This window comes from Streptomyces monomycini (genome assembly GCF_022271435.1).
Lineage (GTDB): Bacteria > Actinomycetota > Actinomycetes > Streptomycetales > Streptomycetaceae > Streptomyces > Streptomyces monomycini.
In genome coordinates this window covers 86,877-110,187 of sequence record NZ_JAFIQY010000017.1, presented here as the reverse complement: position 1 = coordinate 110,187, position 23,311 = coordinate 86,877, and the positions used below count along the sequence as shown (strand labels likewise).

The 23,311-nt window shown below is 73.5% G+C and carries 22 protein-coding genes; 5 read left to right on the top strand and 17 right to left on the bottom strand.

The genetic code is table 11. From position 1 onward, the window contains the following. Positions 1-3 precede the first annotated feature (3 nt). From nadC to JXZ78_RS20580, 5 genes are all read right to left on the bottom strand, one after another. A complete protein-coding gene (gene nadC / locus JXZ78_RS20600) occupies positions 4-1,041 on the bottom strand; it encodes a carboxylating nicotinate-nucleotide diphosphorylase (RefSeq protein ID WP_030025336.1) in 1,038 nt (345 codons plus the stop codon). After that, the gene (locus JXZ78_RS20595; protein ID WP_238783253.1) at positions 1,038-2,879 is read right to left on the bottom strand and encodes an L-aspartate oxidase; all 1,842 of its coding nucleotides are present in this window, start codon (positions 2,877-2,879) and stop codon (positions 1,038-1,040) included. The genes nadC and JXZ78_RS20595 overlap by 4 nt, the downstream gene beginning before the upstream one ends. Next, positions 2,876-3,901 (bottom strand): pantoate--beta-alanine ligase, encoded by a 1,026-nt coding sequence (gene panC / locus JXZ78_RS20590; RefSeq protein ID WP_030019192.1) that lies wholly within the window; start codon positions 3,899-3,901, stop codon positions 2,876-2,878. Before panC ends, JXZ78_RS20595 begins: the two co-directional genes overlap by 4 nt. After that, complete coding sequence (locus JXZ78_RS20585) at positions 3,898-4,998, bottom strand: Rossmann-like and DUF2520 domain-containing protein (RefSeq protein WP_030019193.1); 1,101 nt, start codon at positions 4,996-4,998, stop codon at positions 3,898-3,900. Before JXZ78_RS20585 ends, panC begins: the two co-directional genes overlap by 4 nt. A gap of 226 nt (positions 4,999-5,224) precedes the next feature. Beyond that, positions 5,225-5,572 (bottom strand): hypothetical protein, encoded by a 348-nt coding sequence (locus JXZ78_RS20580; RefSeq protein ID WP_030019194.1) that lies wholly within the window; start codon positions 5,570-5,572, stop codon positions 5,225-5,227. Positions 5,573-6,120: 548 nt separating this feature from the next. On the opposite strand from JXZ78_RS20580, the gene JXZ78_RS20575 reads away from it, so the two are divergent. Then, a complete protein-coding gene (locus JXZ78_RS20575) occupies positions 6,121-7,233 on the top strand; it encodes a DUF5937 family protein (RefSeq protein WP_030019195.1) in 1,113 nt (370 codons plus the stop codon). Positions 7,234-7,266: 33 nt separating this feature from the next. Here the strand turns inward: JXZ78_RS20575 and JXZ78_RS20570 are convergent, their stop codons facing one another. The 4 genes from JXZ78_RS20570 to JXZ78_RS20555 form a co-directional block, all read right to left on the bottom strand. Next, a complete protein-coding gene (locus JXZ78_RS20570; RefSeq protein WP_030019196.1) occupies positions 7,267-7,986 on the bottom strand; it encodes a glycoside hydrolase family 75 protein in 720 nt (239 codons plus the stop codon). 178 nt (positions 7,987-8,164) lie between these two features. After that, the gene (locus JXZ78_RS20565) at positions 8,165-9,202 is read right to left on the bottom strand and encodes a methyltransferase (protein WP_030019197.1); all 1,038 of its coding nucleotides are present in this window, start codon (positions 9,200-9,202) and stop codon (positions 8,165-8,167) included. 248 nt (positions 9,203-9,450) lie between these two features. Further along, on the bottom strand, positions 9,451-10,137 hold the full coding sequence (locus JXZ78_RS20560; protein WP_030019198.1) for a response regulator: 687 nt from the start codon (positions 10,135-10,137) through the stop codon (positions 9,451-9,453). Between the two features lie 124 nt (positions 10,138-10,261). After that, positions 10,262-11,473 carry a sensor histidine kinase gene (locus tag JXZ78_RS20555; protein ID WP_030019199.1) on the bottom strand — a complete coding sequence of 404 codons (1,212 nt, stop codon included), beginning with the start codon at positions 11,471-11,473 and terminating at the stop codon, positions 10,262-10,264. 162 nt (positions 11,474-11,635) lie between these two features. Between JXZ78_RS20555 and JXZ78_RS20550 the strand changes: the two genes are divergently transcribed. Both JXZ78_RS20550 and JXZ78_RS20545 read left to right on the top strand, forming a co-directional pair. Then, complete coding sequence (locus JXZ78_RS20550; RefSeq protein WP_030019200.1) at positions 11,636-12,637, top strand: SAM-dependent methyltransferase; 1,002 nt, start codon at positions 11,636-11,638, stop codon at positions 12,635-12,637. A 126-nt stretch (positions 12,638-12,763) separates the two neighbouring features. Then, entirely contained in the window at positions 12,764-13,906 is a 1,143-nt protein-coding gene (locus JXZ78_RS20545) for an NADH-quinone oxidoreductase subunit D (RefSeq protein WP_030019201.1), read from the top strand. Between the two features lie 47 nt (positions 13,907-13,953). On the opposite strand, the gene JXZ78_RS20540 is transcribed toward JXZ78_RS20545, so the two are convergent. The 3 genes from JXZ78_RS20540 to JXZ78_RS20530 form a co-directional block, all read right to left on the bottom strand. Next, positions 13,954-14,508: a DUF4232 domain-containing protein gene (locus JXZ78_RS20540; RefSeq protein ID WP_050502296.1), complete on the bottom strand. Its 555-nt coding sequence runs from the start codon at positions 14,506-14,508 to the stop codon at positions 13,954-13,956. 146 nt (positions 14,509-14,654) lie between these two features. Continuing rightward, positions 14,655-15,308 carry a GNAT family N-acetyltransferase gene (locus JXZ78_RS20535; protein ID WP_030019203.1) on the bottom strand — a complete coding sequence of 218 codons (654 nt, stop codon included), beginning with the start codon at positions 15,306-15,308 and terminating at the stop codon, positions 14,655-14,657. 203 nt (positions 15,309-15,511) lie between these two features. After that, positions 15,512-16,126 carry a TetR/AcrR family transcriptional regulator gene (locus JXZ78_RS20530; protein ID WP_030019204.1) on the bottom strand — a complete coding sequence of 205 codons (615 nt, stop codon included), beginning with the start codon at positions 16,124-16,126 and terminating at the stop codon, positions 15,512-15,514. 108 nt (positions 16,127-16,234) lie between these two features. Between JXZ78_RS20530 and JXZ78_RS20525 the strand changes: the two genes are divergently transcribed. Further along, on the top strand, positions 16,235-16,741 hold the full coding sequence (locus JXZ78_RS20525) for a hypothetical protein (RefSeq protein WP_030019205.1): 507 nt from the start codon (positions 16,235-16,237) through the stop codon (positions 16,739-16,741). 123 nt (positions 16,742-16,864) lie between these two features. Here the strand turns inward: JXZ78_RS20525 and JXZ78_RS20520 are convergent, their stop codons facing one another. After that, entirely contained in the window at positions 16,865-17,413 is a 549-nt protein-coding gene (locus JXZ78_RS20520) for a TetR/AcrR family transcriptional regulator (protein WP_030019206.1), read from the bottom strand. A gap of 258 nt (positions 17,414-17,671) precedes the next feature. Between JXZ78_RS20520 and JXZ78_RS20515 the strand changes: the two genes are divergently transcribed. Continuing rightward, entirely contained in the window at positions 17,672-18,868 is a 1,197-nt protein-coding gene (locus tag JXZ78_RS20515) for an MFS transporter (RefSeq protein WP_106968731.1), read from the top strand. 130 nt (positions 18,869-18,998) lie between these two features. On the opposite strand, the gene JXZ78_RS20510 is transcribed toward JXZ78_RS20515, so the two are convergent. The 4 genes from JXZ78_RS20510 to JXZ78_RS20495 form a co-directional block, all read right to left on the bottom strand. Next, on the bottom strand, positions 18,999-20,588 hold the full coding sequence (locus tag JXZ78_RS20510; RefSeq protein ID WP_425274950.1) for a hypothetical protein: 1,590 nt from the start codon (positions 20,586-20,588) through the stop codon (positions 18,999-19,001). A gap of 64 nt (positions 20,589-20,652) precedes the next feature. After that, entirely contained in the window at positions 20,653-21,678 is a 1,026-nt protein-coding gene (locus JXZ78_RS20505; RefSeq protein WP_050502297.1) for an ABC transporter substrate-binding protein, read from the bottom strand. Positions 21,679-21,785: 107 nt separating this feature from the next. Further along, a complete protein-coding gene (locus JXZ78_RS20500; protein WP_030019210.1) occupies positions 21,786-22,514 on the bottom strand; it encodes an ABC transporter permease in 729 nt (242 codons plus the stop codon). A gap of 4 nt (positions 22,515-22,518) precedes the next feature. Then, positions 22,519-23,256: an ABC transporter permease gene (locus JXZ78_RS20495; RefSeq protein WP_030019211.1), complete on the bottom strand. Its 738-nt coding sequence runs from the start codon at positions 23,254-23,256 to the stop codon at positions 22,519-22,521. Positions 23,257-23,311 lie beyond the last annotated feature (55 nt).

Here is a 23,311-nt window from a genome sequence, read left to right as displayed (position 1 = left end):
GCGTCAGCGCTCCTCGCGCAGGTCGAGACCGATGTCGAGGATCGGGGAGGAGTGGGTGAGCGCGCCCACGGCCAGGAAGTCCACCCCGGTCTCGGCGTAGGCGCGGGCGTTGTCGAGGGTGAGCCGTCCGGAGGACTCCAGGATCGCCTTCCCGGCCACCAGCGCCACCGCCTCGCGGGTCTGGTCGGGGGTGAAGTTGTCCAGCAGGATCAGGTCGGCGCCCTCGGCGAGGATCGGCGGGATCTGGTCCAGCCGGTCGACCTCCACCTCGATCGGCACGCCCGGGAACCCGTTCCGTACGGCCTTGAACGCCTCGGCCACGCCGCCCGCCGCGACGACGTGGTTGTCCTTGATCAGGGCCGCGTCCGACAGCGACATCCGGTGGTTGACGCCGCCGCCGCAGCGCACCGCGAACTTCTCCAGCGCCCGCAGGCCGGGCGTCGTCTTACGGGTGTCGCGGACCTTGGCGCCGGTGCCCTCCAGGGCGTCGGCCCAGGCGCGGGTGGCGGTGGCGATGCCGGACAGGCGGCAGAGCAGGTTCAGGGCGCTGCGCTCGCCGGTCAGCAGGTCGCGGGTGCGGGTGGTGACGCTGAGCAGCTTCTGGCCGGCCTCGACGCGGTCGCCGTCCTCGACGTGCCGCTCGACCTCGAACTCCGCGGTGCACACGATGGACAGCACCGCCTCGGCGACCCGCAGCCCGGCCACGGTCCCCGCCTGACGGGCCGTGAAGTCGCCGGTGGCGACCGCGTCTTCGGGGACGGTCGCGACGGTGGTGACGTCCACCCCCTGGTCGAGGTCCTCCTCGACGGCCATGTGGGCGATGTCCTCGACCTGTACGGGGTCCAGTCCGGCCTCGGCCAGGAGGGCCGCGAGGCCGGGGTCCAGCCCGCAGGCGAGCGGGTCGAGTTCGTACGTGCCGTCACCGGCGCCGCAGCCGCAGGAGTCGCCGCAGCCGCCTTGCGGGGCCGGGGCCTGGGCCTGGTCCGCGTCCTGGTCCGGACGGCCGATCTGGTGCAGGGAGAGGTCGTCGGGGGTGCTCACTGGTTCGGCTCCGTTTCGGGCGCGGGTGCGGCGGTCGTCGCGGGGAAGGCGGCGGTGTCGGTCGTACGGAAGTGGAGGGTGTGCGGCGGGCGATGGGTGACCAGGAAGTGCCGCTGCCAGGCGGTGTCGTCCCGGTCGGCGTGGTCCTCGCGCCAGTGGCAGCCGCGGGTCTCCTCCCGCTTGCGGGCGCTGCTGACCAGGACCCGGGCGACCATCAGGAGGTTGGTGGCCTCCCACGCCTCGACGCCGGGCTCGGCGGGCTTGGGCCCGTCGGCCGGGACCGGGTCGGCGGCGGCGCGCTGCATGTGGACCAGCGCGGAGAAGGCTTCGACGAGGCTCGCGGCGGAGCGCAGCACTCCTGCCCCGGCGGTCATGGTCCGCTGGATCACGGGCCGCGCCTCGGGGGCGAGCAGCGGTACGGGGGCGGCGGCGGGCTCGACGACGGGGCCGGGCCGCCGGACGGGCGTGGCCGTGATGTCGTCCGCGATGCGCTCGGCGAAGACCAGGCCCTCCAGGAGGGAGTTGGAGGCCAGCCGGTTCGCGCCGTGCACGCCGGTGCACGCGACCTCGCCGCACGCGTACAGGCCGGGCACGGTCGTCCGGCCGTGCAGGTCGGTCCGTACACCCCCGGAGGCGTAGTGCGCGGCGGGCGCGATCGGGATCGGCTCGGTGACCGGGTCGATGCCGTGGGCGCGGCAGGCGGCGAGGATGGTCGGGAAGCGCTGCTCCCACATGGCGGCGCCGAAGTGCCGGGCGTCCAGGTACATGTGGTCGGTGCCCTGTTCCCGGGCGCGGCGCATGATGGCCTTGGCGACGATGTCGCGCGGGGCCAGTTCGGCGAGTTCGTGCTGTCCGAGCATGAAGCGGATGCCGTCGGCGTCCACCAGGTGGGCGCCCTCGCCGCGTACCGCCTCCGAGATCAGCGGCTGCTGGCCCTCCGCGTCCGGACCGAGGTAGAGCACCGTCGGGTGGAACTGGACGAATTCGAGGTCGGAGACCTCGGCGCCGGCGCGCAGCGCGAGGGCGACACCGTCGCCGGTGGAGACCGCGGGGTTGGTGGTCGCGGCGAAGACCTGGCCCATGCCGCCGGTGGCCAGGACCACCGCGGGGGCGTGCACGGCGCCCACGCCGTCGTGCTGGCCCTCGCCCATCACGTGCAGGGTGACACCGGCCGTGCGGCCGTCGGCGTCCGTGAGCAGGTCGAGGACGAGGGCGTTCTCGATGGTGCGCAGACCCTGCGTACGGACGGCGTCCACCAGGGCGCGGGAGATCTCGGCGCCGGTCGCGTCGCCGCCCGCGTGCGCTATCCGGCGGCGGTGGTGGCCGCCCTCGCGGGCGAGGGCTATCTCGTCACTGCCGGGCTCGGTGTCGAAGCGCGCCCCGGTGGCGACGAGGCGGCGGACGGCGTCCGGCCCCTCGGTGACCAGGGTCCGTACGGCGGCCTCGTCGCACAGTCCGGCGCCCGCGACGAGGGTGTCCGCCAGGTGCTCTTCCGGGGTGTCGCCCTCGCCGAGCGCGGCCGCGATGCCGCCCTGGGCCCAGCGGGTGGAACCGTCGTCCAGGCGGGCCTTGGTGACCACGACGGTACGGCGGCCGGCGGCGGCGCAGCGCAGCGCGGCGGTCAGGCCGGCGACCCCGGAGCCGACCACGACGACGTCGGCCTCGATGGACCAGCCGGGGGCGGGGGCCTGGAGGCGGAGGGTGGGGGTGGGGCCGGTGGGGCTGGGTGCGGGGCCTGCGGGACCGGATGCGGGGCCTGCGGGGCCGGTGGGGCTGGAGGTGGTGCCTGCGGGGTCGGAGGGGCTGGAGGTGGTGGCCGTGGGGCCGGTGCCGTTCATCGGGGCGCTCCGAACGTGAGGCGGATGTTGTCGATGAGGCGGGTGGTGCCGACCTTGGCAGCGACCGCGAGAACGGCCTCCCCCTCATACGCGTCCGTGACCTCCGTGAAGTCGGACGGGTCGACGAGCGCCACGTAGTCGAGCGCCAGCGGCGGGTCCAGGCGGGCCGCGTCCTCCAGGACGACACGGGCCGCCGCCCGCGCCACCGAAGGGCCGCGCAACGGGGTCGCGGCGGCGTGCGCGAGGGCGTGCGCGTCGGCCGCCGCGCGGTCCTCCCCCAGGGCGGCGAGCGCCGCGGAACGGCCCTGCGCCCGGTGGGCCGCGTGCGTCGCGTACGAGGCACGGTCCCGCAGGGCCTCCTCGGCGGCGAGCCGGTCACGGGCCGCGAACAGGGCCCGGGACAGCGCCAGGGCGGTCCGGCGGTCCGCCGCGGAGAGATAGCGGTTACGGCTGGACAGGGCCAGCCCGTCGTCCTCACGGACGGTGGGGACGCCGACGATCCGTACGTCGAAGTTCAGGTCGGCCACCATGCGCTCTATCACGGCCAGTTGCTGCGCGTCCTTCTGGCCGAAGAGGGCCACGTCGGGACGGGTGAGGTGCAGCAGCTTGCCGACGACGGTCAGCACGCCGTCGAAGTGGCCCGGTCGGCTGGCCCCCTCCAGGAGGTCGCCCATGGGACCGGCGGTTATGCGCACCTGCGGCGCGCCGCCCGGATAGACCTCACCGGCGGCGGGCGCGAAGACGGCGTCCGCGCCGGCCGCGCCGGCGAGCGCGAGGTCCGCCTCCAGGGTGCGCGGGTAGCGGTCGAGGTCCTCACCCGCGCCGAACTGGAGCGGATTGACGAAGACCGTGACGACGACCTGCCCCGCCGGGCCGACCCGGTCGCGGGCGGCGCGGACCAGCGTCGCGTGCCCCTCGTGCAGGGCCCCCATGGTCATGACGACGGCCCGCTGCCCGGAAAAGTCCGGCAGGGCACGCAGCTCGGCCGCGGTGTGCACCAGGCGCGTGCGCGGGGCGTTCATCGGTCGCCTTCTTCGGGGTGGTCGCCGGGCGGGTCTTCGCGGGGGCCGTCGGACGGGTCTTCGCGACGGTCGTCTGACGAGCCTTCGCGAGGGCCGTCTGAGCCTTCGCGGTGGTCGCCGGACGGGCTTTCGCGGTGGTCTCCGGGCGACGGCGGCGTGCCTCCGGTGCTGATGCCGCTGGTGCCGGTGCCGTCGCCGACGTTCGCCAGGACGTCCAGCAGGTCCTCGGCCAGCTCCGGCTTCAGCAGGCCGTGCGCCAGGGCGCGGTCGGCCGTCGTACGGGCCATGGCGAGGTACCCCGCGACGCTCTGCGGCGCATGTTTGCGCAGCTCCGAGACGTGCGCGGCGACGGTGCCCGCGTCGCCGCGGGCGACCGGACCGGTCAGGGCGGCGTCACCGGAGCGCAGCGCGTTGTCCAGGGCCGCGCCCAGCAGCGGGCCGAGCATCCGGTCGGGCGCGCCGACACCGGCCTCCCGCAGCAGCTCCATGGCCTGCGCCACCAGGGTGACCAGGTGGTTCGCACCGATGGCGAGCGCCGCGTGGTAGAGCGGGCGGGCCCCCTCCTCGATCCACTCCGGCTCCCCGCCCATCTCGATGACCAGCGCCTCGGCGGCCATCCGCAGCGGTTCGGGCGCCGTGACCCCGAAGGAGCAGCCGGCCAGCCGCTGCACGTCGACGCGCGTACCGGTGAAGGTCATGGCGGGGTGCAGGGCGAGCGGCAGGGCGCCGGCGCGGGTGGCCGGGTCGAGGACGGCCGTACCGAACCGCCCCGACGTGTGGACGAGCAGCTGGCCCGGCCGTACGGCACCGGTCTCGGCGAGGCCCGCGACGAGCCCGGGCAGGGCGTCGTCGGGCACCGTGAGCAGCACCAGTTCGGCGCGTTGCAGCACCTCGGCCGGGGAGACGACCGGCACGTCGGGCAGGAGCGCCGCCGCACGCCGTACGGAGGCGTCGGAGACGCCGGACACGGCGACCGGCCGGTGTCCGGCGAGCTGGAGCGATGCGGCGAGGGCGGGCCCGACGCGACCTGCGCCGACGACTCCGACGGTCAGTCGGGCGGGGCGGTCCTGGGCCTCGGTGGGTGGGGTTGTGTTCACGCGGCGACGGCCTTCCGTTCCAGTCCGCGGGGGGTACCGGACGATTCGTTCGCCATGCTACGCGAGTGTTTACGGCGCTCTTCAGAGCCGTGCGCAGGCTGAGACGGGCGTCTCGTACCGCGTCGCCGGGCGCGTTCCCGGCTGCGGTTCCGGGCGCGCCCCCTGCTGCTTCGCCCGCCGTTCCCCGGGCTGTTTTCCACAGGGGTGACGGAGGTGTTCGCGGAGGTTATCCACAGGGGTCGCAGAGGCGGGCGTGACCCGTCATGGTGGGGGTGGAGACGGAAGCGGAGGACAGACCGAGAGGGGGGTGCGGCAGCGGCTCGGCCTGGGCGGGACGGGCGGTCCGACGGAGGTGTACGGGGCGTGCCGGCCGCCGGGTGAGGACCCGGTGTACGGCGCGGCGGAGGCGGGCCAGGGGGCGGTCGGCGGGTGCGGTGACCACGGCCTGGAAGCGCAGCCACCGGCGGATCTCGCGTACGGCCTGGACGTCCCCGGCGCCGGGGAGGACGGGCGCGCTCTCACCGTGCTGGGCCGCGCGGTAGGCGTCGAGCATGTGCTGCTGGGATGCGTTCATGGACACCACAGTGGGGCCGTCCGGCGACCGGCGGCTCGTCGATTGACGAGAGCCGTCAATCGACGGCGGCGCACGTCACGGGCTCACGCATGATGATGACCAGAGCCGGGGGTGGGTGGGGGGGGAGGGGGCCCCGGGAAGCGAGGGCCCCGGGAAGCGAGGGCCCCGGGAAGCGAGGGCCCCGGGAAGCGCATCGGGCGTTCCGGAGCAGGCGAGGTCCGGGGCGGGTTCGGTCCCGGGCGGGTCGGTCCGGTCCGGTTCGGCCCCGGGCGGGTCGGTCCGGTCCGGACCGGTCCCGGGCGGGTCGGTCCGGTCTGGGTCGGTCCGGGTCGGGGCGGGTTCGGACCGGGTCGGTCGATCCGGGTCGGTCGATCCGGGTCGGTCGGTCCGGGTCGGTCGGTCCGGCCCGGGTCGGTCCGGGCCGGTCGGCCCGCCCCGTGCCTGACCGCCACGCGACCAAGCGTCGGCCGGGCCGCCGCGCCGACCGAAGGGCATGTGCGGCGCCGGTGCCGTACGCGGAGTGGGAACGGGGAGAGACAGAGTTGAGTGTGTGGATCGATGTGGCGGGGCTGCCCGCCGAGCGGACGGTGTTCAGCCCGTCGCCGCTCGCCGAGCTGGGGGCCGCCCTGCACGCGCTCGCCGAGCCCGGCCACCATCCCGGCCTGCACGGCTGGACGACCGCGACGGCCAGTGCGCTCGAACCCGACCTGGCCGACCGGCTGTGTGAAGCGGACTTCCTCTGGGGGCCGACGTTCTCCGACGTGACGATGCCGTTCGCCGCGCTGCCGGGCACCGCCGGGCAGCCCGGGGCGACGCTCGCCGAGGACCTGGACCTGCTCGACCGGCTCGACGACGAGCTGTTCGTGAACGCCGCGCTGGAGATCAACTGCACCAGCGGGTACTGCCGCGGTGGCCCGTCGCCGCTGGTGGACGCCGAGGCGCGGCGGCTGGCGCTGGAGCGGGCCACGGCGCGCGGCCCCCGGCAGGCCGACTTCGCGCAGCGGCTGCTCGCCGACCCGCCCGCCGTACGGGCCTGGATACGCCGCCTGCTGGAGGACTGCGAGCGGGCGTTCTTCGCGGACGTCTGGCAGCGGGTCCGCGTCCACCTCGCCGCCGACGCACGGCACAAGGCGGAGGTGCTGCGCCACAAGGGGCTGGCCGAAGCGCTGGCCGAGGTGTCGTCCGCGGTGACGCTGGACGCGCCCCGGTCGCGCATCGTCGTCGACAAGCTGTCCCACGGCCAGGGCACGGCCGTGGATCCGGACGTCGGGGCCGGGATCACTTTCATCCCCACCTCGTTCGGCTGGCCGCACCTGAGCGTGCTGCACGCGCGGGGCTGGCGCCCGGTGATCCACTATCCCGTGGCGGCGCCGGAGCCGGCCGGCCCCGCCTCGATCGCCCTGGTCGAGTCCCGGCTCGAAGCGCTCGCCCACCCGATGCGGATACGCATGTGCCGCCACCTGGCCCGTACCGCCTACACGACCGGTGAACTGGCCACCTCGCTCGGCATATCCGCGCCGGAGGTCTCCCGGCATCTCGCCGTCCTCAAGAAGGCCGGGCTGCTCCAGACCCGCCGCCGCGGCCGGTACGTCCTGCACCAGCTGGACGTCCGGGTGGTGGCGCGCCTGGGCAGCGACTTCCTGGAGGGGGTGCTGCGCTGAGCCGACGGTCGGCCGGGGGCATGCCCAGGGCGCTCAGTTCTCCTGGAGGAACTTCTTGGCGAGGGCGTCGCCGCGGGAGACGGCGTCGCTGTGGCTCTCGATGGGGGACGCCTTGGAGTTCTTGAACAGGATGTAGGTGACGCCGGACTCGGCGCCGCCGGTGGCCGGGTCGGGGTCGATGCCGAGGCCCTTGGCGGCCGCGTACGACGCCTCCCCGATGATCTTCTCGGGACCGCTGTCGCCGACGACCGCGTACTCGACCTTGTTCTTGTAGATGACGGCGACGATGCCGCCGCCCTTGATGCCCGCGGACTCGAAGTTCCAGATGCCGCTGACCGAGGGGGCGACGACGTACGGCAGCTTCTCGGCGTTGAGCGGCTTGCCGTCGGACTGGTTCCAGCGGGTCTCCGGCTGGAACCAGGGGTCGGTGTTCTTGTTGCACTTGGCCGTGACCTGGCCGTCGCAGTCAATGTCCATGTCCGCCTTCCAGAACACGGCGTTCTTCTTGCCGCAGACCGGGACGGTCGCCGATGTCTCCTCGTCGGTGCGGTACTTGCCGTGGGAGATCTGCGAGCAGTCGGTGACCTTGGCGAGCAGATCGGCGGCGCTGACCGAGCCCTCGGTGACGCCCGGGCGGCTCACGGCGCTCGCGGGGGCGGGGGTCGCGGCCGGCTGGGCGGCGGCGGGCAGCGCGGCGGCGGCGAGCAGCGCGGTTCCGGCGGCGGTGGCCAGGGCGAAGGATCGTCTGCGCACAGGAGGGCCTCTCTGTTAGGAAAGTTTCCTTACCGAGCGCGCCCAATCTCCTCCGCTCCCCCACCCCCGTCAACCCCGCACGCCCCTCAACCAGGCGCCCACCACCGCCTGTTCACCACCCCGCCCCTCCGGTCCGGCGTAGGTCACGACCGGCCGGTCCGGCCATCGGCACCCCGGCTCAGACCGCTTCCGCCTCCACGATCGAGGTCAGCGACGGCGTCGGCAGGACGCGCCGCACCGTGAATCCCGAGCGGGACAGCAGCTCCTCGAACTCGGCGGCGGTGCGCTCGCGGCCGTGCAGCACCATGAGCATGACGATGTCCAGCGGCACGGCCGGATGCGGGGTGCCGTCGGCGGGCAGCACCGCGTCGATCACCAGCAGCCGGGTGCCGGGAGCCATGGCCCGGCGCACGGTGCCGAGGATGCGCAGACAGTCCTCGTCGGGCCAGTCGTGCAGGATGTTCTTGAGCAGGTACAGGTCCCCGCCCTCCGGTACGGCCGTGAAGAGGTCCCCGCCCTCCGTACGCCAACGGCCTGCCGGTTCACCGGTGTCGAGCAGGTGGCTGGTGACCGTCCCGGGCCGGTCGAAGAGCACCCCGGTCAGGCCCGGCGACCGGTCGAGCACCGCCCGCAGCAGCCCGCCGCGGCCCCCGGCCACATCGACGACCGTCCCGCTGTCCGGGAACGGGTAGCTGCCGGCGATCTGCTCGTTCACGCCGTCGGTGAGCGAGGAAATGGCGGTGTCGAAGAGCCGGCCGGCGTCGGGCGTACCGGCCAGGTGCGCGAAGAACGGCGTCCCGTACGCGGCCTCGAAGCCGGGCTCGCCCGTGCGCAGGGTGTCCTCCAGCCCCGTGGCGGAGCGGCGGTACATGGCGTCGGTGAACAGCAGGACGGCGTCGCGCCGCGAGCCCGGCACCTCCGTCCGCAGGGCCTGACCGCCCTCCTCCAGGCTGAAGGTGCCGTCCGCTTCCGCACGGAACAGACCGCGCATCGCGAGCAGCCGCAGGACACGGCGCAGCGGACCGGCCTGGGTACCGGACCGCGCCGCCAGCTCCTCGGCCGGCAGCGGCCCGTCGGCCAGGAGGTCCGCGATGCCGTACAGGGCGACGGTGCGCAGGGCGGAGGCGTAGAGGTGGCCGTACATGAGGTCGTGCAACGGCGTCGCGGGGACGTGCGGGGCGGTGTCGGAGGCCGGTCGGGCGGGGGTGGCTGCCATCGGTGTGCTCCTGCTGTCGGGCGTTTTCTCCACCCCGCCATTGTCGGTTATTTGCCCAGGTCAGAGCGGTTTTCGACGGTTCAGTGAAAGGGCTGGACGGGCGCCGGAAGGCCGTCGGCGACCACCCCGGACGCCCACCCCCGGGCCCGGCTGCCGATGCCCCGGAGCCCCCTTCACATGGCCGTGAGGCCCCGTCATGGCCCGCGCCACGGTGACTTTCTCAACCGGTGCACGGGCCCCGTACGCCGTTACGCGCCCGCGCCGCCCCCGGCCCGTACGAGTCCCGTCTCGTAGGCGAGCACCACCGCCTGCACCCGGTCCCGCAGCTCCAACTTCGTGAGGATCCGGCCCACATGCGTCTTGACCGTGGCCTCCGACAGCACCAGCTGCGCCGCGATCTCGCCGTTCGAGAGCCCCTGGGCCACCAGCAGCAGCACCTCCCGCTCGCGCTCGGTGAGCCGCCCGATCTCCGGGCGGACCGGTTCGGCGGCGGACGCCGGCAGCATCGGCGTGAACCGGTCCAGCAGCCGGCGGGTGGTCGAGGGCGCGACCACCGCGTCACCGCTGCGCACCGCGCGGATCGCGGCGAGCAGTTCGCTCGGCGGCACGTCCTTCAGCATGAAGCCGCTGGCCCCGGCCTTGAGCGCGGAGAAGGCGTACTCGTCCAGGTCGAAGGTGGTCAGGATGAGCACCTTCGGCGCGTCCGCCTGCCGGCCGCCCGCACAGATCCGGCGGGTGGTCTCCACCCCGTCCAGGTGCGGCATCCGCACGTCCATCAGGATGACGTCGACCTTGGTGGACCGGAGCACCTCCAGGGCCTCCACCCCGTCACCGGCCTCGGCGACGACCTCCATGTCGGGCTGGGCGGCCAGCACCATGCGGAAACCGGTGCGCAAGAGCACCTGGTCGTCGACGAGCATTACTCGGACAGTCATGGCAGGAGGTCCCTTTCAACGGCGGTGCGGGTGGCGGAGCCGGTGGTCCCGGCGCCGGGAGGGCCGGCCGGCGCCGGCGCGGCAACAGGGTACGTACGGGTGGGGAGGGGGTGTCGCCTCCGGCTCACTGCCCCGATGTGAGCGGCAGGACCGCGCTGATCCGGAAGCCTCCTCCCGGCCGCGGCCCCGCGTCCAGGCTGCCGCCGACCATGCCGACGCGTTCGCGCATGCCGATGAGCCCGTGGCCGAGGCCGTCCGCCCCGCCGCCCTCGTACAGCTCGTGCTGGGCGCCGCGCCCGTCGTCCTCGACCAGCAGGTCCAGCTCGGCGTCCCGGTAGGCGAGGCGGACCGTGGCGCCGACGTCCGGGCCGCCGTGTTTGCGGGTGTTCGTCAGCGCTTCCTGCACGATGCGGTACGCGGTCAGCTCGACGCTGCTGGGCAGCGGGCGCGGTTCGCCCGCCACCTGGAAGTCGACCGGCAGTCCGGCTCCCCGCACCTGGTCGATCAGGTCGGCCAGCTGCTCGACGCCGGGCTGCGGTACGTACTCGCCGCTCTCCGGCTGTTCGCCGGTGCGCAGCACGCCGAGCAGCCGCCGCATCTCGGCGAGCGCCTGCCGGCCGGTGCCGGAGATCGTCTCCAGGGCCTGCTTGGCCTGCTCGGGCGCGGCGTCCAGGACGTAGGCGGCGCCGTCGGCCTGGACCACCATCACGGACACGTTGTGCGCGACGACGTCGTGCAGCTCGCGGGCGATGCGGGCACGCTCGGCGGCCACCGCGATCCGCGACTGGGTCTCGCGCTCCTTCTCCAGCCGGGCGGCCTTCTCCTCCAGCTGGGCCCAGTACGCGCGGCGGGTACGGACCGAGTCGCCGAGCACCCACGCCAGCACGAAGGGGACGGTGAGCAGCCCCATGAGGAACAGCCCTTGCCACAGGCTGCCGGGCGGAGCCTCACCGTTGCCGTTGCGGACGGCGTAGAGCGTCGGGCCGATCAGCGCACCGCCCAGAGCGGTACGCGAGGCCCAGCGCCTGGTACCCGAGGCCACCGTGTAAATGGTCACCAGCATGGCGAAGTTGGACGGATTCGGCTCTACGTCGAACACCAGCTGGCAGAGGCCGACCAGGACGGACAGCAGCAGCATCTTCTCGGGCGCCTTGCGCCGCAGGGCGACGGTGAGGCACATCGCGGCGACGACGAGAGCATCGAGGATCGTCCGGCGCTCGCTCTGCACATCCGCCGACGCGACCAGCATCAGACAGTTGAAACCGAACAGGAGGACGGCCCAGAAGGTGTCCACCCCTGTCGGATGCCTGCGGAAGAAGTCGTAGAGACGCTGCACGTCACCCAGCGTAGGCAGGCCGTATAGGTGTACGGGTCAACCGGACGGGCGATCCTGGAGGACGGGAGTACTCCGCAAGGTGGAGACAGGCCTGGCACCGGGCCCCGTCGTCGTCCGCGCCCGCGTCCGCACACCCACCCGCCCCCCGCGTACCGTGGTGCGGTGACACACGACTGGTGCGGCTGGCGGGACGCCACGGAGCGGGCCCTGTACGGCCCCGGCGGCTTCTACACCAGCGGCGACGGGCCGGGCCCCGCCGGCCACTTCCGTACCTCCGTGCACGTCTCCCCCCGGTACGCCGAAGCCCTCGCCACCCTGCTGTGCCGCGTCGACGCGTCCTTGGGCCGTCCGGCGGAGCTGGCGCTGATCGATGTGGGCGCCGGGCGTGGCGAGCTGCTGACCGGAGTACTGGCGGCGCTCCCGGAGCCGGTGTGCTCCCGCGTGCGCCCCTACGCCGTCGAACGCGCCCCCCGGCCCGCCGGGCTCGACGACCGCGTCACCTGGCTCCCGGACCTGCCCGCGCCCGGCTCCCTGACCGGCCTGCTCTTCGCCAACGAGTGGCTCGACAACGTCCCCGTCGACGTCGCCGAGACCGACGAGGACGGCGTGCCCCGGTACGTACTGGTCCGCCCGGACGGCACCGAGCGGCTCGGCACCCCGGTCACCGGCGCGGACGCCGAGTGGCTCTCCCGGTGGTGGCCCCGGCCGGCCGCCGCCCCCGGGCTGCGCGCCGAGATCGGCCGCCCGCGCGACGCGGCCTGGTCCCGCGCGGTCGGCACCCTGCGCGCCGGCCTCGCCGCCACCGCCGACTACGCGCACACCCGGGACACCCGCCCGCCCTTCGGCACCCTCACCGGCTTCCGCGAGGGCCGCGAGGTGCGTCCCGTACCCGACGGGACCTGCGACATCACCGCCCACGTCGCCCTGGACGCCTGCGCGGGCCCCGGCGCCGAGCGCGTCTCCCAGCGGCAGGCGCTGCACGCCCTCGGCGTCGACGGCAGCCGCCCGCCGCTCTCCCTCGCGTCCAGCGACCCGGCCGCCTACGTACGGGCCCTCGGCTCGGCGGGCGCGGCGGCGGAGCTGACCGACCCGGCGGGCCTCGGCTCCTTCGGCTGGCTCCTGCAACCGGTGGGCGGCGTCTGTACGGGCCTCCTCACCCCCTGAAGAAACCGTCCGCCGCCCGGCAAGAACCCGTCCGCCGCCCGGCCCTGCCCGTCGGTCGCCCGTCTGCCGTCCGGCCCCCGCCCGACCCCACCGGACTCCCCCGGCCCGAACTGCGAGACTGTTCCCATGACGGAGACCACGGTCGGCATCGGCGGCGCGGCGGAGAGCACCGACATGGTGCTGAACATCGGCCCGCAGCACCCCTCCACGCACGGCGTGCTGCGGCTGCGCCTCGTCCTGGACGGCGAACGCATCCAGCACGCCGAACCCGTGATCGGCTACATGCACCGCGGCGCCGAGAAGCTCTTCGAGGCACGCGACTACCGCCAGATCATCATGCTCGCCAACCGCCACGACTGGCTGTCGGCCTTCTCCAACGAGCTGGGCGTGGTCCTCGGCGTGGAGCGGATGCTCGGCATGGAGGTCCCCGAGCGCGCCGTGTGGACCCGTACGCTGCTCGCCGAGCTGAACCGGGTCCTCAACCACCTGATGTTCCTCGGCTCCTACCCCCTGGAGCTGGGCGGCATCACCCCCGTCTTCCACGCCTTCCGCGAGCGCGAAGAACTGCAGAACGTCATGGAGGAGATCTCCGGCGGGCGGATGCACTACATGTTCAACCGCGTCGGCGGCCTCAAGGAGGACCTGCCGGCCGGCTGGCTCGGCCGCGCCCGGCACGCCGTCTCCGAGGTCCGCTCCCGGATGGACGTCTTCGACCGGCTGGTCCTCGGCAACGAGATCTTCCGCGGCCGGACGCGCGGCATCGGCGTACTGAGCCGCGAGGCGGTGCACGGTTACGGCGTCTCCGGGCCGATCGCCCGCGCCTCCGGTGTCGACTTCGACCTGCGCCGCGACGAGCCCTACCTCGCGTATCCGGAACTCCAGGACACGCTGCGGGTGGTGACCCGCGAGGAGGGCGACTGCCTGGCCCGCTTCGAGTGCCTCCTGGAGCAGACCCACAACTCCCTGGAGCTGGCCGACGCCTGCCTGGACCGGATCGCCGAGCTGCCGCCCGGCCCGATCAACCAGCGCCTGCCGAAGGTCCTGAAGGCGCCCGAGGGCACGACCTACGCCTGGACCGAGAACCCGCTCGGCATCAACGGCTACTACCTGGTCTCCAAGGGCGAGAAGACCCCGTACCGCCTCAAGCTCCGCTCGGCGTCGTACAACAACATCCAGGCGCTGACCGAGCTGCTGCCGGGGACGCTCGTCGCCGACATGGTCGCCATCCTCGGCTCGCTGTTCTTCGTGGTCGGCGACATCGACAAGTAGCCGGGCCGGGAGTCCGGTGCGGCACAAGGGGTGTACGCCCGCCCGGACTACGTACGCGGTCTGGGCCCCTCCCGGTGCCATGCCGTGATGCCCAGCTTGCCGGTGGACCCGAGATCGACCAGCTCACGGACCAGCTGCGGACGGCTGCCGCCCGCGGCCGGTGTGAGCGCCAGGAACGCACCGTTCACCGCGGGGTGTGTCGCGTCCGTCACGCGGTTGCGCCACATCAGTACGGCCCTGACGTGCTCGCCCGGCTTGAGCGTCACCGGCTCGGGGCCGACGTCGTCCACGACGTCCGAGCCGTGGCTGATCTTCACGTCCAGCGGCTTGCGGTCCTTGTCGAGTACCTGGACGCCCGGGTAGCCGTTCACCTGGTACGGGCGCTCGCCGCAGTTGGTCAGGGTGATGCCCATCGCGCGGGTGCCCATGGCGGCGTCCACCGGAGAGCCCTTGATGACGACACCGTCCTCGGGGCAGGCGGGGGCGGTACGGGACGGCTTGGGCTCGGGCTTCGCCTCCGGCTGCGCCTCGGACTTCGCCGAACAGCCGACGGTGGCGAGCGCCACGACGCCGAGCACGGCCGCCGAGAGCGCGCGCGTCACCGGGCGGGCCGCTCCTGCGATGACTGCTCCGGCCACTGCTCCACCCCGCGTGCGCCTCACGTTGACCAACCACTGATCAAGCCGGCCGCCAGCGTACCCGTACGGGCACGGCGCGGACCCAGGCGTCCGCGCCGCTTCCGGCCCGCTCACGCCCCGAAAAGCGCCCGGCACTCCTCCGTCCATCCCGCCACCTCGACCGGCACCGTACGGTGCGCCTCCCACCCCGCCCGGTCCAGCCGCAGCCGTTGCAGCGTCCGCGCCTGCCCGCGCACCGCGGCGACCTGCACGCCGTCCGGTACGTACCCGAGCTTGCGCGAGACCGCCAGCGACCGGGCGTTGTCCGTCATCGCGGCGGAGGTCACGGTGTCCGCGCCGAGCCGGTCGAAGACGAAGTGCAGGACGGCCGCCCGCATCTCCGTACCGATGCCCTGGCCCTGGTGGGGCAGTCCGAGCCAGGACCCGGTCTCCGCCTCCCTGGTCACCCCGAACGCGGTGCCGACCACGTCCTGGCGCCCCACCGCCTTTCCCTCCCGTGTCACCGCGAGGCTCAGCGTCCAGCTCTCCGGCTGCCACGCCGCGACCGTGGAGAGTACGTGCTGGAACGTCGCGCGCCCGCGCTCCTCCGGGGCCGCGTCCGTCCAGGGCACGGTGAACGGCATCTCCGCCGCGTCGTGCACGCCGTCGGCGGCGACCGCGGCCAGGTCGTCGAGGAGGTCGAGGCCGGGCAGGCTCAGTTCGAGGCGCGGGGTGCGGATGCGGATGCCGTAGAGGGGCCAGTGGTGTCGGCGAGGCTGTCTCATGACGGAATGCTGCCGAACGGGGGCTCGTGGCGTCGACCTGTTTCGCGTGCCCGCCGTGGGCCCCTGGCCTGCCCCCGGCCTGCCCCTCGCGTGCCCGCAGCCTGCCCTCAGCCCGCCTGCCGCCTGCCGCCTGCCCGCCGTATGCCCTCAGCCCGCCTGCCACCTGCCCGCAGCCCGCTCGCAGCTCGCCCCGTCGCGTGCCCTCAGCCCGCCTTCAAGCCCTGCAAATGCCTGCGCAGCACCGCCCGCTGCGTTTCCGGAGTGACGTACTCCGGCTCCAGCATCGCGCGCAGGTTGAGGCCGTCCAGCAGGGCGGACAGCCGCAGGCACTCCAGGTCCACGTCCAGGCCGGCGGGCAGACCGCCGGTTTCCTGCGCACCGCGCAGCACCCGCGCCAGCAGGGCTCGCAGGCCGGTCTCCAGCTCCACCGCGCACTTCCGCAGCTCCGGCCGGAGCCGGGCCGCGCCGCAGAACGCCGCCCAGAGCACCGCCTCCTGACGCCGCTCCTCGTCCAGAGCGAGGAACTCGCCGAGCAGTTCCTCCACCCGCGCGGGCGCCTCCCGCCGCGCGGCCGGGTCGAGCAGGCCGTCCACGTGGGCCCGTACGCGCCGGTCGATCCGCGCGCTCAGCTCGCGCATCGTGAAGAGCAGCACCTCGTCATGGTCACGGAAGTAGTGCCGCACGGATCCGACGGCCAGCCGCGCCTCGTCGGCGACGGTGCGCAGCGAGGCGCCTTCCACCCCCTCCCGCCCGATGACGCGCAGAACGGCGTCGGCGACGGCCTGGCGGCGGGCTTCGGGGTCGACGATCTTCGGCATGTTGCCATTGTGGCACGACCGAGCTAAATTGTTTTTGGCACGGGTGGGCTAAAAAGTTGCCCGGAACAACGTCGGGCGCCCGCCACCAGGGCGCCGTCAGGGGGAATCGTGAACGGCTGGCTGCTCGCGGCGATCATCGCCGTGGTCCTCGTCCTCGTCGTCGCCAAGCGGCTGAAGGGCGAACCGGTCAATGTCCGCGACCTCTTCGCGGGCCCGGCCGTCCTCACCGGCCTCGGCGTCCTCTTCATCACCAAGGCCGACGGCGTGACCGGCACCGACATCGCCTGGGTGGTCCCCGGCGCCTTCCTCGGCCTTGGCCTCGGCGCCGCACGCGGCGCCCTGGTACGCCTCTTCGAGAAGGACGGCACCCTGTGGCAGCGCTACACCGGCCGTACGTTCCTCGTCGTCATCGCGTCACTGCTGGTCTCGGCCGGTTACGGGGTCGTCGCCGAGCACCTGGGGATGCACCCGTACGCACGGCCCACCCAGCTCACCATCGGTGTCAGCTTCCTGGGCGAGTCCCTGCTGATCTACTACCGCGCGCGGAAGACGGGCACGCCCTTCGCGCCGCAACAGGAGTCCCCTCTCGCCTTCCTCGACCGCCGTTTCCGGTGAGCCGCGCAGCCGAGGAGCGTCACACAGTCTGAGGGGGCCACGCGGCCCGAGGGGTCCACGCATCCCAGGGATTCACGCATCCCAGGGATTCACGCGGCCCAGGGGTTCACGCGGCCCGGGGAGTCACGCGGCCGCGAGGAGGGCGGCCGCCACCGCCCTGGCCCGGTGAGCGGGCGCCGCCGAACGTTCCCGCAGGGCGGTGACCTGGGCCCCGTCGATCAGCAGGACGAGCTGTTCGGCCAACTCCCGGGTGCCGCGCGCATACCCGGCCTCGGTGAGCAGTTCGGCGACGTACGAGGCCAACGTGCGCTTGTGGGCGGCGGCGGCGCGGTGTGCGGCGCTGGCCGGGTCCGCGATCTCGACCATCGTGTTGATGGCGGCGCAGCCGCGGTAGTCGTCGGCCGAGAAACGTTCGGCGAGGGCGTCGAAGAGGGCGAGCGGCGTGCCGCCGCGCTCGGCGACCGCGGCGTGCAGCCAGTCGAACCAGCGCCGGCCGTAACCGTCGATCATGGCCACGACCAGGTCGTCCTTGCTCGCGAAGTGCCGGTAGAAGGACGCCCGGCCCACCCCCGAGGCGGCGAGCAGCCGCTCCACACCGACGGCACGGATGCCCTCGGCGTAGAAGAGGTCCTCGGCTGCCCTGACGAGTCGTTCCCGGGCGTTGGTCGGCATACGGCCACGATAACCAACCTTGACTCCGTACGGAACCGATCGGTACCGTCTCGCCTCACCAGCAGACGGTACCGATCGGTGCCATTCTCGGAGCCTGGAGACCGTATGCCCCGCCACAGCGCGTCCGGCCAGCCACCGCCCCCGTCCTCTCCCCCGCCGGTTCTGCCGCCTCCCCCACCCGCGGAGTCTTCGGCGACGGACTCCCGAGCGGCGGCGCCCGCCGGCACCGGGCCGGAAAGCTGGCGTTTCCACGGTGCCGTGCTCGCCGCAGGGACGTTCGTCGTCGGCACCGACGCCTTCGTGATCGCGGGGGTCCTGCCCGGCATCGCCGCCGATCTGCACGTCGGACTCGGCGCCGCCGGACAGCTGGTCACCGTGTTCGCCGTCGCCTACGCGGTGCTCTCGCCCCTGCTCGCGGCGTTCACCGCGGGCTGGTCCCGCCGTACGGTGCTGATCACCGCGCTGGTCGTCTTCGCACTCGGCAACGCGGCCACGGCGCTCGCCCCCGGCTACCCGGCCGCGCTGGCCGCCCGGGTCGTCGCGGCGGCCGGCGCCGCGCTCTATGCCCCGAACGCCTCGGCCACCGCCGCGGCCCTGGCCGGCGAGGCAGCCCGCGGACGCGCCTTCGCCCTGGTGAACACCGGGCTGACCTCCGCGCTGATCCTCGGGGCGCCGCTCGGCACCGCCATCGGCGGCGCGTACGGCTGGCGCAGCACGATGTGGCTGGTCACCGTCCTGCCCCTGCTCGTCGTACCGCTGCTCGCCGCCCGGCTGCCCCGCATCCACACCGACACGCCACGCGGCCTGCGCGGCCGGTTCGCCCCGCTGGCGGACCGCGGCGTCCTGTACATGCTCGTCGTCACGGTCGTGGTGTTCGTCGGCATCTACATCCCCTTCGAGTACCTCAGCGCCGTCTACGGGCCCGTGCTCGGCCCCGACGGCGGCGGCCCGACCGCCGTCCTGCTCCTGGTCTTCGGCATCACCGGCACGGCCGGGAACCTGGTCGCCGGCCACCTGGCCGACCGCTTCGGCCCGCGGCGGGTGGTGCTCGGCGCCGCGCTCGCGCTCACCGTGATCTTCGGGCTGGTGCCGCTGAGCCGGGAGTGGCTGCCCGCCGCGCTGTTCGCGGTGGCGGTCTCCGGATGGGTGTCGTTCTCGGTGACCACACCGCAGCAGCACCGGATCGCCGCGCTCGCCCCGCAGGCGCAGTCCGTGGTCGTCTCCCTCAACGCGGCCGCCCTCTACCTCGCCGTGTCGCTGGCCGGCGGCCTGGGAGGCATCGGGCTGGAGACGGTGGGCGCGGCCCGGCTGCCGTGGCTGGCCGCCGGGTTCACCCTGATCGCCGCCGTACTGACGGCCGTACACCGGCCGAAGGCGGAACGGACGCGGGCGGAACAGGCATGGGCGGAACGGGCGCGGGCTGACCGGGCAGAGGGGACGGCGGGCGCGGCCTGAACGCGACGATGCGCCCGGCAGTGGCCTGCCTGCCGCTGGGCAGGGCCGCCACCACCGGGCGCATCGCCACGGAAAACGGAGAACGGAGAACGGAGAACGGAGAATCCGCGGAACCGTACCCGCTCGCGGGTCAGGAGGAGACCGCGCTGCGCAGTTCCGCCAAGTCGATCTGCTCGGTCTCGTCGTGCGCGGTCAAGTCGATGACCTCGCCGTTCCCGGCATCAGCGGCCTCGGTCGCCGCACGGTCCGCCGGAGCGTCCGCGGCCTCACCCTCCGCCGCCGGCTCCTCGACCGTCGCCTTCTTCGTCGCCGATTCCTTCGTCACCGGCTTCTTCGTCACCGGCTTCTTCCCCGTCGGCTTCTCCGCCGTCGGCTCCGGGGAACCGTCCCGGGCCCGGCCGAGCGCCGACTGTTCGGCGACCGCCTCGTCGCCCACCACGTCGGCGAGGTCCTCCTCCAGCCGCCGGACCGGCTTCGGCCGCCGCGTCACGGTCGACGGCGCGCCCGCGCCCGGACCGCCCTGCGGTGCCCCGTCCCGTACGGCACCGGTGCCGGTCGCCGTCCCGAAGAAGTCGAAGCCGCCCTGCAAGCGGGAGGCAGGCAGCCGCGCGGCCCGCACGGGCGCGACGACGGCCGCGGCAGCCGGAACCGGCCGCAGGCCCGATGCCGAACCCGCATCCGTCCCCGCACCGGCACCGGTCTCAGCACCGGCGTCCGGCAGCTCACCGGAGCCCCGGTCAGTGCCCTGGTCACGGCTCGGACCGGCACCGCCGGCCGTACGGACGACACCCTCGCCCGCCGCCCCGTCAGCGACTCCGGACGCGGCAGACTCCGACGCCCCCGCCTCCGCACCGCCCAGCTCCGACGCTCCCGACTTCGGACCGCCAGCCTTCGCCGCGTCCGCGTGCACCGCGTCCGTGTCCGCTGCACCCGTGTCCGCTGCACCCGCCTTAGTCGCCCCAGGCTTCGGACCACCCGACCTAGGACCACCCGGCTTCGGACCGCCCGACCCCGGCCCGCCCGGCTTCGGTACGGCGGCCCTACGGGCCCGGCCTTGCGCGGCCGGACGCTCCGTGGCCGCCCCGGGATTCCCCTGGCCGTCCTCACCGTCCTGAGTCTGCGCGCTCTCGGCCTGCCGGGCCGCGTTGCGCGGCAGCTGCCGCAGCGCTTCCGCCGCCCGGTGGTACATCCCCGCGGTGAGCGCGCCCGGCACGCTCCCGTCCGGGCCGTCCGCGGTTTCGGCCGTCAGCTCCCCGGCGGGTGTCCCGGTCTCGATCGCGAGCAGCCTGCGGCCCTCCAGGGCGCTGGCACGCTCGGTCTCGGCGGTGGCGTAGCGGCGCAGCAGCTCGGCGTGCTCGCTGCGCAGCCGGGCCAGCTCGGCCCGCTTGGCCCGCAGCTTGGTGTCCAGCTTGCCGCGTATCCCGCGGGACTCCTCCAGGTCCGTTTCAAGCTCGGCTATGCGTTCGTCGGTCTTCCACTCGTCCCGCACCCGGGCGTTCTTCAGCTCGGCGACGCTCTTGCCCGCCGTACGGTCCCACGCGCGCAGCAGTACGGAGCCGGTGACCGCGGCAGCCGCCGCGCCCGTGGCGAGCACCCGCTGGGCCAGGTCATCGCCGACGAACCAGACACCCGAGGCACAGGCTAGTGACGCACCGGCGACCGTCACGGGCGGAAGAAGCCGGTGCAGGGATGGCGAATGGCGGTGGCGTCCTCGTGGCATGGCCTGAAACTTACCGTGCGTGCGGGACCTATGGGGCCCCGCCCGCCGGTTCGTTTCCCGGTGGTTACTTCTTCGCCAGTCCCTTCGACTCCAGATATGCGCGCGCGACATCCTCGGGCTTCTGCCGTTCCGCGTCGACCTTGCGGTTCAGCTCGATCAGATCGGCGGTCGTCAGCTTGTCCGTGAGCTTGCCGAGAGCCGCCTCGATCTCCTTGTCGCCGGCGCTCTTGGCATTCACCACGGGCAGCACATTGTCGGCATTCTGCAGCTTCTTGTCGTCCTTCAGCAGCACCAGGCCGAAGTTGTCGAGGGTGGCGTCGGTCGTGGTGGTCAGCACCATCTGGTCCGTGCCGTCCTTGACGGCCTGCTTGGCCTGCGGGGTGCCGACGCCCTTCGGATCGATGCCCGTCACGGCTATGCCGTAGACCTTCTCCAGGCCAGGCTTGCAGAACGGCCGCGTCTCGCACTCCTCACCCGCCGCCAGCCTGACCTTCTCCTTGGACCGGCCGAGGTCCGAGAGCGTCTTGAGGTGGTGGCGGGCGGCGAATTCCTCGGTCACCGCGAACGCGTTCTGGTCCGTCGCCTCGCCGGCCGGCAGCACCTTCAGCCCGCGCGGTTCCGCGAGCGTCTTCAACGCCGCGACCGTCTTGTCGATGTCGCTGGAGGCGACGGGCTTCGCCTTCGGCCCGTTCTTCTTGGCGTTGAGGAATTCGGCGAGGGTCGAGGCGTATTCCGGTACGACGTCGATCTGGCCCTTCTCCAGCGCCGGTTCGTACAGCTCACGATTGGCGAGCGTCTTGACGGTGGTGTGGTATCCCGCATCGCTAATGATCTTGGAATAGATCTCCGCGAGCACCTTCGACTCGGTGAAACCCGCCGAACCGATGACGATGTCCCCCTTCCCGCCGGCGCTCTGGGAGCCGCCCTTCTCCTCCAGGCTCTTTCCGCCGCAAGCGGCCAGCCCGCCCGCCAGCGCGACCACGGTGCCCGCGACGAGCGCGGTCCGCAGGGCGCGGGCCGGTCTCCGGCCGCGACCGGGCCGACGGATGGGGAGATGCCCGTGGTGCTGGCTGTTCGAGTCCTGGTTCATACCGGTTCACCGTCCAAGGAGGAGAGAAGAAGTTCTGATGCGGCCCCGGGGCCCCGGCCGGGACGCGTCACCGCCGGGCCGGGCCGTCCCCGCGCGAGCCGTCCGGCTCACGCGGGGCTCCCGGCCGGTGTCGCGTCGTCGGCCGTCGTACGGGACTTCCGCGAGCGGCTCCGGCCCCGGCGCATCGGGTCGAAGGCCCGGTCCGTCAGCACCAGCAGCCCTTCGACCAGCAGCGCCAGTACGGCGACCAGCACCGCGCCCGCGACCACCTGCGGCGTGTTGTAGTTGCCGAAGCCGGCGGTGATGATGCGGCCGAGGCCGCCGCCGCCCGCGAGCGCGGCCAGCGTCGCCGTGGCCACGACCTGGACGCCGGCCGACCGCAGGCCCGTCATGATCAACGGATAGGCGAGCGGCAGCTCGACCCGGAGCAGCAGCTGCGGCCCGGACATGCCCATCCCGCGCGCCGCCTCGACCACGTCCCGGTCGGCCTCCCGCATCCCCACGTACGCGTTGGTGAGCAGCGGCGGCACCGCGAACAGCACCAGCGCGATGATCGTCGGCCAGTCCCCCGCCGTACCCAGCGGACTGAGCGTCAGCAGGACCAGTACCGCGAACGTCGGCACCGCGCGGCCCACGTTGGAGATGTTGACCGCCAGCGCCCCGCCCTTGCCGATGTGGCCCAGGTACAGGGCGACCGGCAGGGCGATCAGGCAGGAGATCGCCAGGCACATCGCGCTGAGGTAGACATGCTCGCCGAGCCGGTGCCACACCCCTTTCTCCCCGGCCCAGTTGGCCGAGGCCGCCAGCCAGTCCCAAGCGCCCGTTATCGCGTCCATCGCCTCAGGCCACCGCCTTCTTCGCCGTCCGGTCCGCCGCCCGCCGCTCCCGCCGCGCGCGGGAGCGGGCCCGCGCCTGCGCCCGGGTCCACGGCGTCAGCAGCCTCTGCAGGCCGATCAGCAGCACGTCGGCGACCACCGCCAGCAGCACGCAGAGCACCGAGGCCGTCAGCACCTCCGCCTTGAAGAAGCCCTCCATGCCGCTGGATATGAGATTGCCGAGGCCGCCGTAGCCGACCACGGCGCCGATCGTCGTCATCGCCACCGTCGAGACCGTCGCGATGCGCAGACCGGCCGTCAACGCGGGCAGTGCCAGCGGGAGTTCGACACCGAACAGCAGTTTCACGGGGCCGTACCCCATCCCGCGCGCCGCCTCCCGGACCTCCTGCGGCACCGACTCCAGCCCGGCGAGGATGTTCCGGACCAGGATCGTCAGGGAGTAGAGCACCAGGCCCGTGACGACCACGGCGGCCGAGACGCCGAAGACCGGTGTCAGCAGCGCGAACATCGCCAGCGAAGGGACCGTGTACAAAATCGTCGTCAACCCGAGGACCGGGCCCGCGGCCGCACGCCAGCGGCGGGCTATGAGCGCCAGCGGAAAGGCGATCAGCAGGCCGATGACGACGGACACCAGCGTGATGCCCACATGCTGGACGGTGGCGTCCAGCAACTCCTGACTGCGCGTCCGGACATACTCACCGCAGATCCAGTCGTTCGCCTCCAGGCAGCCCTGCGCACCCATCCGCGGTCACCTCCCCCGCCCTGTCGCTCACATTTTCGGTGACTGTCTGCGACCC